Origin of the sequence: Microcystis flos-aquae FACHB-1344 (genome assembly GCF_014698375.1) — a bacterium.
Taxonomy (GTDB): domain Bacteria; phylum Cyanobacteriota; class Cyanobacteriia; order Cyanobacteriales; family Microcystaceae; genus Microcystis; species Microcystis aeruginosa.
This window is the reverse complement of sequence record NZ_JACJSW010000146.1, coordinates 24,024-39,936: the sequence shown is the minus strand read 5'-3', so window position 1 is coordinate 39,936 and position 15,913 is coordinate 24,024. Positions and strand designations below refer to the sequence as shown.

Sequence of the window (15,913 nt, the reverse complement as noted above, 5' to 3'; positions counted from 1 at the left end):
AGATAGTTTGTGCCGCTTAAATAAAGAGGTTTTGATAACCAAATTAAAGCAGCTCTAAAGAGTTTTGAGTTAAAAGTTAAACTTCAAGTTTTCATTCAGGACAAATGTACTGATTAACTAATTTTTTGGGGAAAATTAGTTAACCCATCATTATAACATATAATTAATTTGCAAGAGTTCTAATATAAGACCTTGCTAAAGTTCCTCACCACCAAACTAAATTTGATTGTCAAGTTGATATCAACCCCTTAGAAACCCTGACTTACCCGACTGGGATCACCTAGAAAGGCTCTTTCAGAAATCGATCCTTTAGTGGCTTCCGGGAGAATTTGCCAGTGCTGATCTAAAGCTTGTAACACCCGATCCTGCTGATTTCTGAATCCCTCGATATTGCTACTACCAGCATTCATAATCACAAACCAAACTTTACCCCTTTCTTGGGTGGGAATTTCTCCGGCTAAAGCGCTAACTTGGGCCAAAGTTCCAGTTTTAATCACCACTCCTTTGGGAATGGCGCGCCACTGCATAGTTCCTTTGGTATCGCGTCCCCCCACCGGAAATAAATCGGCGACTTGTATCAGTTGATTGGCTAACTTGCGATCCAAGGCCTTGAGAATCTCAATAACTGCCCGGGGAGACAAGCGATTTTCTACACCCAATCCCGAACCATTAATTAATTGAATTTCCTCCTCTCCTACCCCGGTAATTTTAGTATTAATTGCGTCCACTGCCGCGGGGCCGCCGAGCAACTCCGCTAACATTTCTGACATGACGTTATTACTATAAATATTCATCTGACGCAACAGTTCCGTTAAAGTTAAGGACTGATGACCCAACAATAATCGGGCATTTTCGGGGCGAATTTGACTGGCTCGAACCATGCCCAAAATCTTCACCTGTGGGGCTTGTGTGCCGCTAGGAAGGCTCTGAAAAGCTTTTTGGGTTTCTTTTGACCATTTCGATTGATCAAGCCCAATTTTCAGCAATTCTCCCGCTTTGAGGGGATCGGTTTGAAAATTCATGGCGAATTTACCCGTAACGATCAGATCGCCTTTGACCTGACGGATGCCTAATTGATCGAGGCCATTGCCCACTGCGATCGCTTCTTCCCAGACAAAGAGAGGATCCCCTTGCCCTTCAATAATTAAATCTCCCTCTAACACCCCGTTTTTTACCTCTCCCGTTGTGTAAAAACGAGTAGCAAAACGATGATCGAGGGGCCAGGTTTCCACGGCGGCGAGAGTAGTGGCGATTTTAGTTAAAGAAGCCCCCGAAGCGGGCAGATTACCCTGATGATCGGCTAAATCAGCCCATTCCGTCTCAATTAAGACCCGTTGTTGACTAGAGTTTAAACCTTTTTTAGTCAAGTCTTGCAGATAATCGGCCACGATCGCCGCCACCTGGGGATCGGGAGCGGTGGGAAGGTCAAAAATAGGCTGATTTTGCCAAGAAATTAGGGGAATATTGGCGATCGGTTGAGATTGCCCCCCCAGCCAACCGAAGAGAAAGCCGAAAACTGCCAAATTAAAAACTGAGAACATCTTTTCCTTAATCGCAATGATGCCTTATTGTATAGAGATGATTGGTAATTTTTAACAATTGCTCGATCAGAAAACACTAATCCTCGATCGGCCAGCTTTTGTCAAGAGCTGCCGCTCAACTTATTAAAGATTTCTATCCCACTGACTCAATGGCAGAAACGGCATTAAATCGGGCAAGAATCGCGGTAGATGCGATGGGAGGTGACTACGCTCCCAACGAGATTATCGCGGGATCGATGCGAGCTTCCGAAGAATTAGATGTAGAAGTATTATTAGTCGGCGATTCTGAACGGATTGAGGCTTATTTCCAGCATCATCCCCGTCCCAAGAATCTCACGATCGTTCACGCAGAGGAAGTGGTGGCCATGGACGAAGAGCCGATCACCGCTATCCGTCGCAAACCAGCGGCCTCGATTAATGTGGCCATGGATTTAGTCAAACAAAATCGCGCCGATGCAGTGGTGGCCGCCGGTCACTCCGGGGCAGCCATGGCGGCGGCGTTACTGCGTTTAGGTCGTTTAAAAGGAATTGATCGCCCAGCGATCGGTGCGGTGCTGCCGACGATGTTGGCGGGTAAATCGGTGATTATCCTCGATGTCGGGGCGAATGTGGACTGTAAACCCAAATATTTAGAGCAGTTTGCCCTAATGGGGACAATTTACAGTAAATACGTTATGGGGGTTGAAGATCCGAAAGTCGGTTTGCTCAATATCGGCGAAGAACCCAGCAAAGGTGACGATCTCGCCCTAAAAACCTACGAATTATTAGAAAATAACCAGCAAATTCCCTTTATCGGCAATGCTGAGGGCCGGGATGTACTATCGGGACAATTCGATGTGATCGTCTGCGATGGTTTTGTCGGTAATGTCCTGTTAAAATTTGCCGAAGCGGTGGGAGGAGTTATCCTACAAATTCTCAAAGAGGAATTACCTAGAGGGATACAGGGTAAAGTCGGGACGGCTTTAATTAAACCCAATCTTAAACAGATTAAACAACGCATGGATCACGCGGAACACGGTGGTGCGCTGTTATTTGGAGTCGATGGGGTCTGTGTGATCAGTCACGGCAGTTCCCAAGCGCCTTCAATTTTTAACGCTATCCGACAGGCAAAAAATGCCGTTGATAATCGCGTTTCTGAGCGCATTCAAGCCTACAATGACCACCATCATCAATTAAAAGAGTTGTCGGTGAACGGTGAAGATTAAGCCGTCAGCCTTTTGCTGTTATCAGTAAACAGTAATCAGTAATCAGTGAAAAGACAGTAGGAAACTGCTATTTAATACTGCTCACTTAATACTCAAATCTGGTTACTGATGACTGACCCACTGATAACTGATAACTGACATCATCAATTAAAAAAGTTGTCGGTGAACGGTGAAGATTAAGCTGTGAGCCATCTTGAAGGGGTCAGTAAAAAGTAATCAGTAATCAGTGAAAAGACAGTAGGAAACTGCTATTTAATACTGCTCACTTAATACTCAAATCTGATAACTGATCACTGATCACTGATCACTGACCCACTGATAACTGATAACTGATCACTGATCACTGAAAAGGGGGAATATTTTGAACGGATTCGGGGCAGCAGTCGTCATGACCGGTTGTGGATCGGCCACACCAGCGCAATTCCTCAGTAATGAAGAACTCAGCCAAATTGTCGAGACTTCCGATGAGTGGATTAAAAGTCGTACAGGCATCGGTAAACGCCATTTAGCGGATCAATCGGTGTCTTTGAGCCAATTAGCAGCCCAAGCGGCGATTAAGGCTCTGGAAATGGCTCAGGTGTCGCCTAGGGACATCGATCTGATTCTCTTGGCTACTTCTACCCCCGATGATCTGTTCGGTAGTGCCGCCCAAGTTCAAAGTCAGATCGGGGCCAATCGGGCGATCGCTTTTGATCTCACCGCCGCCTGTTCGGGTTTTCTGGTGGGATTAGTCACCGCCACCCAGTTTATCCGTACTGGTACTTACCGCAATGTCTTGGTTATCGGGGCCGATGTTCTCTCCCGTTGGGTGGATTGGAACGATCGCGCTACCTGTGTCCTCTTTGGAGATGGGGCAGGGGCGGTGGTTTGTCAAGCAAATGATACAAAAGATAACATTCTCGGTTTTGAACTCCATAGCGACGGCAGCCAGAATGGTTCTCTCAATCTCGCCTATCAGGGGGAAGAATTGCCCCTTAAGCAGGGGGTAAGGGTTCAAAAAGGGACCTATAAGCCCCTAAGGATGAACGGACGGGAAGTCTATCGTTTTGCCGTGGCGAAAGTGCCAGAGGTCATCGAAAAAGCTCTCTATCGGGCTAATTTAACCACCAGTGACATCGATTGGCTAGTTTTGCACCAAGCTAATCAAAGAATTATGGACGCGGTGAGCGAGCGCCTGAAACTGCCTCCGGAAAAAGTGATCAGCAATCTCAGCGAGTATGGCAACACTTCCGCAGCCTCGATTCCTCTAGCCCTCGATGAAGCTGTCAGGAGTGGTAAGGTCAAAAAAGGTGATATTATTGCTTCTTCTGGCTTTGGTGCCGGTTTAACTTGGGGTGGGATTATCTTCCGTTGGGGAGATTAATTCAGTGATCAGTAACCAGTAACCAGTGATCAGTAAACAGTAACCAGTAAACAGTAAACTAAAAACTCACATCTGATAACTGATAACTGATAACTGATAACTGACCCAAACACATCTATCTATCTATTTTAAGAACTTATGAAAACAGCGTGGATATTCCCGGGACAAGGATCGCAAGCGTTAGGAATGATTGGAGATTTAGCGGAAAGTGCGCTTGGCCAAGAGAGATTAAAAATAGCAGCAAAAATCCTCGGTTGGTCAGTCCTGGAAAAATGTCAAGGGGATGAAGAAACCCTATCTCGCACTCTTTATACCCAACCTTGTTTATTTGTGGTGGAGAGTATTTTAGCGGATTTGTTGCAAGAAAAAGGTCATTTTCCCGATCTAGTTGCCGGTCATAGTCTTGGTGAATATTCGGCTTTGTATGCGGCCCGGGTGTTTAATTTTGAAACAGGATTAAATCTAGTTCAAAACCGTTCCCGTTTGATGGATGCGGCCGAAGGTGGTAAAATGGCCGCCTTAATGAAATTCGATCGCACCAGTCTAGAGACAGTGATTAATCAGACGGAAAATGTAGTTATTGCTAATGATAATAGTGCCGAACAAGTGGTGATTTCTGGGACTCCTGAAGCGGTGGATTTGGTATTAGGTCAAGTGAAAGTTAAGCGGGTTATGCAGTTAAAAGTATCTGGTGCTTTTCACTCTCCCTTGATGGAAAATGCTGCTATTCAGTTTCAGCAGATTTTAGAATTAGTTAATTTTCGGTCTGCAAAAGTTCCTGTGATTTCTAATGTTAATCCTAGCCAACCGATCAACGATGCGGAGGAATTAAAAAGTTATCTCATTCAGCAGATGACTAGCTCCGTAAGATGGCGAGAAATTATGTTAAAATTGCTGGATGTGGGTGTGGAAAAAGTGATCGAAGTGGGACCGGGTAAAGTTTTAACTGGTTTAATTAAACGAACTGCTCCAATTGAGTTAGAAAATATCAGTCAATTAGCCGATATATCCAAGGGTAGCGAAGATGTTAAATTGCAGGGTTCATTAATTGGTGTTGGTTAAATTATCTGGCAACATTTTCGACAAAGGAAGTAAATTGATAGATACCTAGCCAAAAATTTGGTTAGGTATTTTTTTAGAAAACTATCATAGGGTTTGCGGCAAAAACTTTTTCAGCAGACCCTAGTTATTCTCCCATCTCCCCCCCGCAACGCGCACGAAGTGGTCTCCCCACTCCCCACGGTTATAGAAACCTCGGCAGAAAAGTCTCTACAACCAGGTTTTTCTAGGAATATAGCGTTTCCCAATCTCATGAGGTACACCAAAATCTTAACTCCTGACTCCTCAAAACCTAAGACTCTGTACCTCACAACTATGGAAATTGCTATATTAGGAAAGGAGATTACCGCGACTACCGTTAGGAAGAATAGTTTCTTCGAGGGAAGCAGAAAGAAGATTATTTTCGGTTAAAATCGCCCCAATTAAGTTAGCTTGTTTGAGATTAGCTCGTTTAAGATTGCTTCCCACTAAATAACTCAAGAGTAATCCCGCTTGGTGTAGATTAGCACCGGAAAGGTTAGCGGAGGCTAAATTAGCGCCGAGCAGATTACAACCGGTTAAGTTAGCTTGGCGAAAATTGGCTTTATTAGCGTCAGTTTTGCTTAAATCGGCTCCAGTTAAGTTAGCTCCCTCAAAATCGCTACAATTGAGGTTAGCTCCCGTCAGATTAGCACCTTCGAGGTTAGCATAACGTAAATCCGCCCCCCGTAAATCCGCCCCGCGCAAATCGGCATAGCTGAGGTCGGCGTATTGAAGATGGCAGTTTTCCAGATTAGCTTGATAGAGATAGGCTCGAATTAGGTTAGCCTCTTTTAAGTTAGCATGGCTAAGATTAGCAGAGCTAAGAATAGCACGAGTGAGAATAGCCCGTTTTAGGTTAGCTTTCCCCGCCATGGCATGGGTTAAAGTGGCTGAGGTGAGATTAGCGGCTTCGAGATTCGCTTTGAACAGTTGAGCAAAAAGTAAGCTACTGTGAATTAAACAGGCAGAACTTAAATCAGCCTTTTTCAGAACAGTATTACTCAAAATTGCGCCGCTTAGTTGACTTTGGTGCAAATTTGCCCCAGAAAGGTCGGCTTTAGTCAGGTTAGCATCGATAAGACAAGCTTTGCTGAAATTAACTTCTTCGAGGCAAGCGTCCTTGAAATTAGCGTTAATTAAACAAGCTTCGGCTAAATTGGCTCGTTTTAAGTAACTATGACTTAGGTTAATCTGGTTTAAACACTGTCTCTTTAAATTGACTCCGCTAAGTCTGACTTCCGCAAAGTTGCGTTCACCTCGATTATACAGTTCGATTAGATGTTCACGATTGGTTAAGGCATTGCTACTCATAAAATAACTAAATTGTTCTGGAAGGTGATTTCCAGAGAATTGGTTGGGGAAAATTACTGATCATGAAGTCGATCTCTAGGATTAGTACAGGGAACGACTGGGAATTTTTGCGAATAAATAGAAATTTTCAACCAATTACGGGCTTAAAATCCCTATTGGCAATCACTAAAACCGGTAAAGAACGAAAAGAATCGGGGTTCAATACCAAAAACAGTCTCTACCTAAACCCGCCACTTGTTGCCAGCCAGGTCTAGGCATTAAATTAGAGAAGTCTTGTGCGTCAGTTTTTCTGACTGAATCTACTGCCTCGCCGATGTCTTGACTCGGTATCATACAGTTGAATTTGTTAGGTCTGCTTAGTCAGTTCGGTAGCCAAGAGGCTAAAACTCTTAATCACCAGATTTCGGGGACTCTCCAGTTGAGCAAGCATAAAACTTGGTAAAAGTCAATCCCTCTTAGGGATGAACTGCCCAATCCTATTCCCTGAAGCCTTGGTTCATTGAGTCTATCAGGTTGTGGTCTGTTTTGGCAAGGGGGGTCAATGGCTTTTTAATCAATTCGCCAAAAGGCTGGATTTTCCGTAGGGGATAATTGTATAGACTGGTCATCTAAATATTGTCTGAGACTGGGGGAAGGATTGAGGAGATAAATATCGGTAAATTGATTTTTTAAGGAGGGGATGGAAACTCTAGGGTTCGACTGAACAAATAAATACTTTGTCTTAGCATCAGTAGTATGGATAAGGGGCAAGGTATCTAACCAATGTTCTGAAATAATTAGAGGTTTTTGACTGCGATTAATCATTGTATAAGCGTTGGGAATATTACTACCATAACCCACATATCTAGCTGCCGGGGGTGGATAGGGAATTTTGGCAATTAATCCGAAAACTAGCAATAATATTAAGAGAATTTTTGCCCAGCCTTGGCGCTGCTGTAATCCGTTGCTTAGTAAAAAGGTAACTGCCAGCAGCATACCGAGAAAACTCGGTAAGTAAAATCTGCCCACAGCCGTGTAGCGAAATCCTCTGATTAGATCCCAAGCTAAAAGAGAGAAAAAGGGGATAATTGTCAGGAGAATAATCAGGGTAAAAACTTTTTTATCGGCTTTTTTGCCCAGATAAATAAAGGAGATGATGACGAGGATAATTAGGCAGTATTCAATAATAGGGTTGATGGTGGGATTGGCTAAACTGAAATTATAAAATAAACGAGCGATCATTCTTACCCATCTTTGCCAAAGTACCTCTAGGGGTAAACTGCCTTTTGACCATCCAAAGACAGTAAATCGACTGGTAAAAATCCGGGTTAACCAAATTGAATAAATACCTAGGGAAGCAAGTAAGCTGATGCTATAGTATTTTTTGGTTAAAGAGTTAAAAGAATTCAGCTGCAACAGAAAATATAGGCTATGAACTACTAGAACAAAGATAAAGAAAACATGGGTATATAAACCAGCGATTAGGGATAAACTATAGAAAAACCAATCTTTTTTCGGTTGCGAGGAATCAATAGCTTTGAGAAATAACCAGCTAGAAAGTATCGAAAATAAAACATATAGTCCGTATTCCCAAATTCCCAGAGCATAACCAGTAAAACGCGGGGAAAAGAAGATAAGTGTAGCGGCAATTAAAGCGGCGTTTTTATTTTTAAATAAAGTCAAAGCTAAATGGTAAAAACTCCATAAAATACCAAACCAAATAATTACTGAAAATCCCCTTAAGACTAGATAAGAATTGCCCAATAATCTTGCAAAAAACCAGAGGAAACTGTAATAGAGAGGTAGATCGTAATTCGAGCTAGTATAAAGAGAGGCTAAGGTATCAGGAAAACCTTTCACGGAATTAACCCCTTGAAATTGCCAGAGTTGTTCTGTAGATTTAATTTGTCCATCGAACATATAGTTAATTAACTGTTCGGGTGTGTTACCAGAAAGATGGAGTAAGACCAAAGATTCATCGTGCCAAACATAACTATAGTAGGCGAGATGGACAAAATAGAAAATATTGAAAATAATCAATAAACCTAAAGCAAATCTAATCCCAGATTGACGGGTAAGCATAATTATCTTGATCCTGTTAAAAAATCACTGATTACTGTTGACTAACTCCGGTTTAATTAATCTAGAATTTTGATAGGCAATGGGTAAAGTAAACCAAAATTGTGAGCCAACCTGTGGGGTACTTTTTACCCCAATTCTCCCAGAGTGAGCCTCGATTATTTGCCGACATTGGTAGGAACCTAAACCGATTCCCGTTAGGTGTTGATTATGAAGATTTCTTACATATAAATGGAAAAGATGTTGACATTGTTCCTCATCCATGCCAATGCCATTATCGCTTAAAGTGCAGTAGAGCATATCTTGGTCAATACGAGCATCTAAAGCTAATTGAATTGGTGGAGGATTATGTTTTAAGGCATTATTTAATAATTGCTCAAAAACACTTCTTAGCTGACAAGGATCGGCATCAATAGCGGGTAAGTTATCGGGGAGAAGATTAATAAACGTAGCTTGATATAAATCAAAATCTTTTTGCCAATCTTTCAGCCAAATTTCCACCTGTTTTTTTAGAGATAGAGGTTGACGATGCAAGATTAAAGGCCGTTCTTCAGCAAAATGATTTTCTGATAAAGCATTAATTAAAGTTAATTGTCGATCGCAACTACGCACCACCTGATCGAGCATTGCTCGCGAGATAGTTACTTTTTCTGTTTGCCGACACTGGAAATTTTTTAATAACATCACTAATCCCATAATCGAAGTGCGAAGATCGTGGGATACTGCCTGTAAAAAAACCGTTTTCATTTCGTATAAACGCTGAATTTCCCGGACTTTCTCCCGCAGTTCCAGGGTTCTTGCTGCCACTTCCCGTTCTAAATTATTATTCAAGCTTTGCACCCTCTGATATAGTTGCGCTTGGCCGATAGCAATACAAACTTGGGTGGCTAACTGTTCTAATAATTTGACCTCGCTTTTTTGCCAATGACGAGGATGGGAATATTGATGGACAACTAAAGCGCCTAAATGTTGATTATTAACCGTTAGAGGTAAAACTAAAGAGGATTTAACTTGCAGGTATTCGTAATAACCCTTGAGAGTGGGCAGAGTTTGCACCTTAGCGGTATTATCAGCAATAATTAACTTATCTAAAGAAAATAATTGTCCCAATTCTTCCAGTAATTCTGGTTCGGGAAACCAACCCATCAGCGAGGGAATCTCGGGACGACGGGACTCAGCGATTACCTTAGACCAACCCCCCTCTTGACAGTGACCGATATAGACTTGATCGGCATCGAGAAAATTTCTGATTTCCTCAACAATGGTATTTAAAACCTGATCTATATCTAAAGATTGATGGACTTTTAAAGCAACTTGTGTTACTAAATGTTCTCTTTCTAAAGTTTCATTTAAAGCTCGATCGATCTGTTGTCTTTCGCTAATCGCCGCCGATAAAAACAGAGAAGTTGACATGACAATGACTAAAAAGATTTGTAAGATCAAGACACCTCTGGTATAATCGGGAGCCTGTAGGATAAAAGGACTGATTCCCCTGGCCAATCCCATCAAAGCTAAAATAGATACTAAAAAATTCGCTATTACCGCTCCCCAAGTCTGAAAACGCATGGCGGCCCAAACCACAAAAGGAAAAGGCAGATATTCGAGGTACTGCACCATACTCCAATCGGGGTTAAGAAAATTTGGTTGATCACCAAAAACCACGGAAGTCACCACCGTTAGCAAACTCAGACAAAGTAAGGCCTCGCCAAGGCGTTGGGGTTGCCGTGGTTCTCGCAGGGAGTGATGATTGAAGAAAAAACGCAACAGCAGCGGCGTGGTCATTAATATCCCCGTACTATCTCCGAGCCAGATCATGCCCCAAGACTGTCCAAATTGCCGCCAATCCCAAGTATTTAGCCAACTACGGGCAAAAGTATCGATAGTGGCATTAACTGCCGAGGCTAATAAAGCCGCTAAAAATACCAGTAAAAGAATATCGCGAATGCGCTGTAAAGTGGCGGAAAATCTCAGATAATGCAAGAATTGCGCCCCTAACAGAGCCGATAAACTGCTACCGATCGCCGAAAATAGAGCTATGGGCCAACTGGCCCCTAAAAAGAAGGTAAGAAGCAAATCCCCGATAAAAACGCCTAAAACTAGCCTTTTTCCCCCTAAAAAAACAGCAGTTAAGCCAATACCAGCACTCATCCAAATCGGGGCAGGTCGCGACCCTAAATTTAAGCAGAGATAGCCTAGCCAACCAACACCCAGATAAACTAGGGCAACAAGCACAATTTTAGACCGATATGATGAAATCCGTAGCATTTTCAGTTATCACTGGTCACTGGTCACTGTTAATCTATTTCCAGATTGCCTAAACTAGGAGTAGTTCTGCCTCATGCAGATGGGTGAAAACCGTACATTTTCCCGTTAGGAATCAAAGATCATGCGGATTTTAATTGTTGAAGACGATCCTTTAATGCAGTTAGGTTTAGAACAAGCGCTCAGTGAACAGCCGGATTTTGAGATTGTTGGTCAAGCTAGTGATGGTCTAGCGGGGGTACAATTAGCCCTATCCCTACGGCCGGATTTAGTGGTCATGGACATCGGTTTACCCCGTCTCGATGGCATTGCGGCAACTAAACAGATTAAGGAGGGTTTAGCTAATGTTCATGTGGTCATGCTCACTTCCCACACTCTCCAGCAGGAAGTGATCGCAGCTCTGGCTAGTGGTGCTGATGCCTATTGTATCAAGGGAGCCAGTCTCGATCGCCTTTTGGCCGCCATTGAAGCGGCCAAGGATGGGGCCACCTATTTAGACCCCCAAATTGCCCGTTTAGTCATGGATAATCTCAAAGCACCGGCAGTGCAACCTAATCCCAATCTAGCACTTTTATCAGAGCGAGAAATGGAGGTTTTAAAGTTAATTGTTGAGGGCAAAAGTAACGCTGAAATCGCCGAACAACTTTATTTAAGTACCAATACGATTAAAACCCATGTGCGGGGAATTATGAATAAATTAGCCGTGGACGACCGAGTACAAGCGGCCGTAATTGCCCTACGTTCCGGTATTGTTTAAGGGGAAAATGGCGATTTACTTATCCCCTATTCGAGGCTTCTCTAATCACCTCTAAAACCGCTGAAGCATGGGAAATAGTCGGGACGTGACCAGATGCCAAAACCACTGTCTTTGCTCCCATTCTCTCGGCCAAATTAAACTGTAATTCTGGGGGGACGGCTTGATCTTGACTAGAGACAATATACCAGTTCGGCTTATTTCTCCAGGCGGTTGTAGTGGTTTTTGCTGTTAGTAAAGAGGCTGCTGCTGGGGTTTGGGTGGCATAAATTAAAGCGGCTTTTTCGGCGGGCAAATCATTGGCGAGAATCTTCTCTATTCCCTCTTGAGAAATCCAGATAAACCCCTCTTGTTCTTGAAAATACTGTGATGGGGTTTCGTATTCACTAAACAAATCTACCATCGACTCCCCCGCATCGGGAGCCAGCGCTGCAATGTAAACTAAACCAGACACTTTTTCATCGTTGCCGGCTTCTGTGATTACCGTACCCCCCCAAGAATGACCGACTAGAATACATTGTCCTTCGATACGGTTTAAAATTCTTTTCGTAGCAGCTACGTCATCCGCTAGAGAAGTCAGAGGATTTTGCACTGCGATTGCTGCGTATCCTTCGGCTAATAACTGGGCAGTTATCTGATTATAACTAGAACCATCGGCCCAAAAACCGTGAACCAAAACAATATTGTTAATTCTGTTCATAAGACCTCTTACAAAACTCGAAAAGTGCTGGTTTTTAGCATTTTTTAACTCTCAGAGAGCTATTAATATTCTTACATTGTAGCCATTAAGCCCATTTTAACTTTTTAACTCAATTGCCGGTGCTATAACCATCCAAAAAGTATATTCAATCATTTATAATAAGTTATCGACCTATCTCTGTTGGATAAACCATGACTATCGCTCAAAGCTTACCCCTAGTCGAGTCTCATGTAAACCCTGAGATAATCTTCCCACAAGGCCAATTTTGGAGTGATGAACCGCCCTTGGAAAGTAACCTACATCTACAACAAATTATTTTACTAATTCAGTGTTTAGAATGGTGGTGGCGCGAGCGAGAAGATTATTTTGCCGCCGGCAATTTAACTATCTATTACAGTCCCAACCAGAAAAAGTCAGAATTCTTTCGTGGTCCCGATTTTTTCGTCGTTTTGGGGACAAATTCCAACCCCAACCGCAGAAGTTGGGTAGTTTGGCGAGAAGAGGGCAAATATCCCAATTTAATTATCGAAATTCTCTCCGATAGTACCGCCAAAGTTGACCGAGAGGAGAAAAAACAAATTTATCAAGATATATTTCGCACTCCCGATTATTTTTGGTTTGACCCAGAAAGCCTAGAATTTCAAGGATTTACCCTAATTAGCGGTCAATATCAACCGATTGCCCCCAATCCCCAGGGATGGCTCTGGAGTCAACAATTAGGCTTATATTTGGGTTTATCTGCCAATCAATTGCGCTATTTTACCCCCGAAGGGGAATTAGTACCCACTCCCGCAGAAGCGGCACAACAGGCAGAAAATCGGGTTTTAGAGGCAGAAAATCGGGCTGTGGAGGCAGAAAATCGGGTTTTAGAGGCAGAAAACCAAGTCGAGCAAGAAAAGCAAAAAGCTGCGAAATTAGCGGCTAAACTGCGGGAATTAGGCATAGATACCGAGGAAAATCTCTAGTCTTCTTTTGTTATTTAATAACGCTATTTTCGGTGAAAGGTGAGGGCATTTGATGTCATTTAGAGGCTGAATAGGGTTTGCTGAATAATGGTAAAACCCTTTTAAAATAAGGCTTTTGACCTGTTAAAATCCGATGTTCATGCTGCGAAAATCCGATTGGGACTCTCAAAAACCTTGCATTATCCCTCTCGTAGTACATAAATTGGTACAAAAAAAAGAGGGCAACAAAGCCTGAAACGACCAGCTACTGACTCCTGACGACCGGCTACTGACTCCTAACCCCACCAACAAACTTTTTCAGCAAACCCTAAATAGTTGACTAATCACAGAAAGCCCCGCGCAAGCGTAAATTTTCCCGCAATTCCTCGGTCATACCCACATTATCGGCAAACTTTGTCCCCTTCACTTTTGCCCCGCTAAAATTCGCTTGAGTGATGTTGACTTCAACCAAATTAGCTCCTTCTAAATTGGAGCCGATTAAATTAGCTAAAGCCAAACTAGAACGGTAAAAATCAGCATAACTTAAATCGGCATTAGCTAATAAGGCTCCGCTTAAATCCGCTCCCCTAAAACTAGCATGACTGCCATTAATTTCCCTTAAATCAGCATCGGTTAAATTGGCCCCGCGCAGATTAGCTTGATAGAGATTGGCCATACCCAAGGATATACCACTTAATTCCGCTGCCAGGAGATTTGCCCCAGTAAAATCCCTTAGGGGATCAAGTTCAGCTAATTGGGCCAGTTCGAGAAAATCATCACTAACAGAAGCATAAATTCCCTCGATTTGTGCTGGCAATTTCTCTAAATTTTCTGATGATGCTGGTTTCGGTTTAACTAGAACAGTATCTAATTCTACCGGCGATGACCCCAAAGAAATACGACTCAAAAAAGCATCAAATTGATTTTCCATCAGGAAAAATGCTAACTTTCGCTCTAAAATACTATGTTTATTGGGGCTTATATCGTGTTTCCATAATCCCGATGTTTCCGTGATACAGATATCGGCAGCTGTCACCGAAAATTGCACCGTGAGATGATAAGGTTCTTCCTCCACACTCACGGTTCCTAGGTTAATCCTTTCGAGCGCTCCTGTAAATATTGACTGAACACTTTTGAACGATAACCACCATTGATAATTATTAAGACGATTTATGTATAACTCTTGACTAGAAAGAGGATTTGGTGTTAGGTGACAATTAACTAAAATAAAATCTAATTTTCCTCCTTTCAGTCCCCATTTAATTTCCCCGCCGAGGAGAGATTGAATTTGAGCTTGTAGGTGTAAAGTTAAATATAAATCAAATTTTTGCGAGTCGGTGGCTACTGGTTCTAGGGTTAAAGATACACTATCGGGATAGCGATCAAAGGCAGCTAAAAGACGCATAATCCAAAAGAGAAAAGCCAAAATAAACAGTAAAAAAGTGGTGTTTCTCCGGCCCTAAAGCCGAGAACTCACCCCTATTTAAAACAATAGCCGATTTTCTCGATCCTCGATGAACATTTCTTCGGCGATCGCTGAAGGATTGCCCCTGAAAATCAAGGTTAAATTAGTTGACTTTCTCTTTTTTGCCGATATTGTCGTCCGCATTAAAAAACATCGGCAAAAAGCGTTCCATAAACATTTTTGGATCACGATTCCAGGCTTTTTGCGCCGCTTCTACCCGGAATAATTGTAATTTCGGGTCGAGAAGGGATTGGGGTAAACGTTCCATCAGATATTGAGGACGTTCCCAAAGCGGCATAGTGGCGGCGATTTCCATTAAATGACCGACGCGGCGCAATTCTGCCCCCAGGGTGATATCCATACCCGATTCATAGGCGGCCTGTTCGATCGCTGAGTATTTGGCCTTCGCTTTTTCGACTTTTTGCCGATGTTCGGGGCTTTTTTGGGCAATTTTGGCTAACCAACGATTGCCCCAACGCACATGACCCGCTTCTTCAGGAAAAATTTTGGCGATCGTTTCCTGAATTTTCAGATTTTCTGGGGTTTGTTCCCCTTCTTTGAGGGCATAAATATGGGCGGCAAAGTATTCGCATCCCCGTTTTTCCGTGACGTTAATTGCCGCTAGGGCCGCAATCAGTCCATCTTCCCTTTGTTCTTCGCCTTGGAATTGGTCTTGATCGAGAAGACGTTCAAATTCGTCGATATAGGACAACCCCGGCGGTTTCCCCACATCGGCCCCCAATTCGATCAATAAATCGGTTAACCAGTAAGCATGACGCGCCTCATCGGCGACGTGGTGGGAAAGGTCTTGGATCAGTTCTTTTGGTTGTCCGTCTAAGGTTTCGATCAGTTCGGTCAGGTCTTTACAGCTACGTTGTTCGTTGTAGCGGTAACGGTTGAGGGTGACAAGATGAATTTCGCGATCGCTAATGACACGCTTCATGATGTCGCGAGCGCTCATCGTCTTCTTGAATTTACGAGGGTAAGCAACGGTCATGAGTTTGTATCGTTTTGTAAACGGCTTCCCGTATTCTAACGGAGTTTTTTCCCAATCTGGCAAGGAAGCGGCAAGTGGCAAGCTTTTTTCAGTGATCAGTAAACAGTAATCAGTGACCAGTGAAAGATAAGCTGTCCGCGCATTTAAATTGCTTGTGGAGATGAGATACTCTTTACTGTTGGCTCTGGCAAGAGTAAAGAGATTGGGGGAAGATTCGGCTAATCTAAGAATAA

13 protein-coding genes are annotated in these 15,913 nt (G+C 42.9%); 5 read left to right on the top strand and 8 right to left on the bottom strand.

Annotation, left to right across the window (positions count from 1 at the left end):
- Window positions 1-248: 248 nt before the first annotated feature.
- Window positions 249-1,541: a D-alanyl-D-alanine carboxypeptidase gene (locus tag H6G48_RS13170; RefSeq protein WP_190722137.1), complete on the bottom strand. Its 1,293-nt coding sequence runs from the start codon at window positions 1,539-1,541 to the stop codon at window positions 249-251.
- A gap of 149 nt (window positions 1,542-1,690) precedes the next feature.
- Between H6G48_RS13170 and plsX the strand changes: the two genes are divergently transcribed.
- The 3 genes from plsX (at window position 1,691) to fabD (ending at window position 5,171) form a co-directional block, all read left to right on the top strand.
- Window positions 1,691-2,746 carry a phosphate acyltransferase PlsX gene (gene plsX, locus H6G48_RS13165; RefSeq protein ID WP_190722139.1) on the top strand — a complete coding sequence of 352 codons (1,056 nt, stop codon included), beginning with the start codon at window positions 1,691-1,693 and terminating at the stop codon, window positions 2,744-2,746.
- Between the two features lie 361 nt (window positions 2,747-3,107).
- Window positions 3,108-4,109, top strand: a complete 1,002-nt coding sequence (locus H6G48_RS13160) for a beta-ketoacyl-ACP synthase 3 (RefSeq protein WP_079209703.1) — start codon at window positions 3,108-3,110, stop codon at window positions 4,107-4,109.
- 138 nt (window positions 4,110-4,247) lie between these two features.
- Entirely contained in the window at window positions 4,248-5,171 is a 924-nt protein-coding gene (fabD, locus tag H6G48_RS13155) for an ACP S-malonyltransferase (RefSeq protein ID WP_190722136.1), read from the top strand.
- Between the two features lie 327 nt (window positions 5,172-5,498).
- Here fabD and H6G48_RS13150 read toward each other — a convergent pair whose 3' ends face one another.
- From H6G48_RS13150 to H6G48_RS13140, 4 genes are all read right to left on the bottom strand, one after another.
- Entirely contained in the window at window positions 5,499-6,500 is a 1,002-nt protein-coding gene (locus H6G48_RS13150) for a pentapeptide repeat-containing protein (RefSeq protein ID WP_190722135.1), read from the bottom strand.
- A gap of 198 nt (window positions 6,501-6,698) precedes the next feature.
- Window positions 6,699-6,833 (bottom strand): hypothetical protein, encoded by a 135-nt coding sequence (locus tag H6G48_RS26860; protein ID WP_255520608.1) that lies wholly within the window; start codon window positions 6,831-6,833, stop codon window positions 6,699-6,701.
- A gap of 216 nt (window positions 6,834-7,049) precedes the next feature.
- Complete coding sequence (locus H6G48_RS13145) at window positions 7,050-8,561, bottom strand: glycosyltransferase family 39 protein (RefSeq protein WP_190722134.1); 1,512 nt, start codon at window positions 8,559-8,561, stop codon at window positions 7,050-7,052.
- Window positions 8,562-8,585: 24 nt separating this feature from the next.
- Window positions 8,586-10,823 carry a sensor histidine kinase gene (locus H6G48_RS13140; RefSeq protein ID WP_190722133.1) on the bottom strand — a complete coding sequence of 746 codons (2,238 nt, stop codon included), beginning with the start codon at window positions 10,821-10,823 and terminating at the stop codon, window positions 8,586-8,588.
- A 121-nt stretch (window positions 10,824-10,944) separates the two neighbouring features.
- Here H6G48_RS13140 and H6G48_RS13135 point away from each other — a divergent pair, with 121 nt between their 5' ends.
- On the top strand, window positions 10,945-11,577 hold the full coding sequence (locus H6G48_RS13135; RefSeq protein WP_190722132.1) for a response regulator: 633 nt from the start codon (window positions 10,945-10,947) through the stop codon (window positions 11,575-11,577).
- Window positions 11,578-11,596: 19 nt separating this feature from the next.
- Here the strand turns inward: H6G48_RS13135 and H6G48_RS13130 are convergent, their stop codons facing one another.
- Complete coding sequence (locus H6G48_RS13130; RefSeq protein WP_079209698.1) at window positions 11,597-12,274, bottom strand: alpha/beta fold hydrolase; 678 nt, start codon at window positions 12,272-12,274, stop codon at window positions 11,597-11,599.
- A gap of 191 nt (window positions 12,275-12,465) precedes the next feature.
- Here H6G48_RS13130 and H6G48_RS13125 point away from each other — a divergent pair, with 191 nt between their 5' ends.
- Window positions 12,466-13,239 carry a Uma2 family endonuclease gene (locus H6G48_RS13125; RefSeq protein WP_190722131.1) on the top strand — a complete coding sequence of 258 codons (774 nt, stop codon included), beginning with the start codon at window positions 12,466-12,468 and terminating at the stop codon, window positions 13,237-13,239.
- Window positions 13,240-13,558: 319 nt separating this feature from the next.
- Here the strand turns inward: H6G48_RS13125 and H6G48_RS13120 are convergent, their stop codons facing one another.
- Both H6G48_RS13120 and H6G48_RS13115 read right to left on the bottom strand, forming a co-directional pair.
- Window positions 13,559-14,623: a pentapeptide repeat-containing protein gene (locus tag H6G48_RS13120; protein WP_190722138.1), complete on the bottom strand. Its 1,065-nt coding sequence runs from the start codon at window positions 14,621-14,623 to the stop codon at window positions 13,559-13,561.
- A 163-nt stretch (window positions 14,624-14,786) separates the two neighbouring features.
- Window positions 14,787-15,680: a ferritin-like domain-containing protein gene (locus tag H6G48_RS13115; protein ID WP_190722130.1), complete on the bottom strand. Its 894-nt coding sequence runs from the start codon at window positions 15,678-15,680 to the stop codon at window positions 14,787-14,789.
- Between the last annotated feature and the right edge of the window lie 233 nt (window positions 15,681-15,913).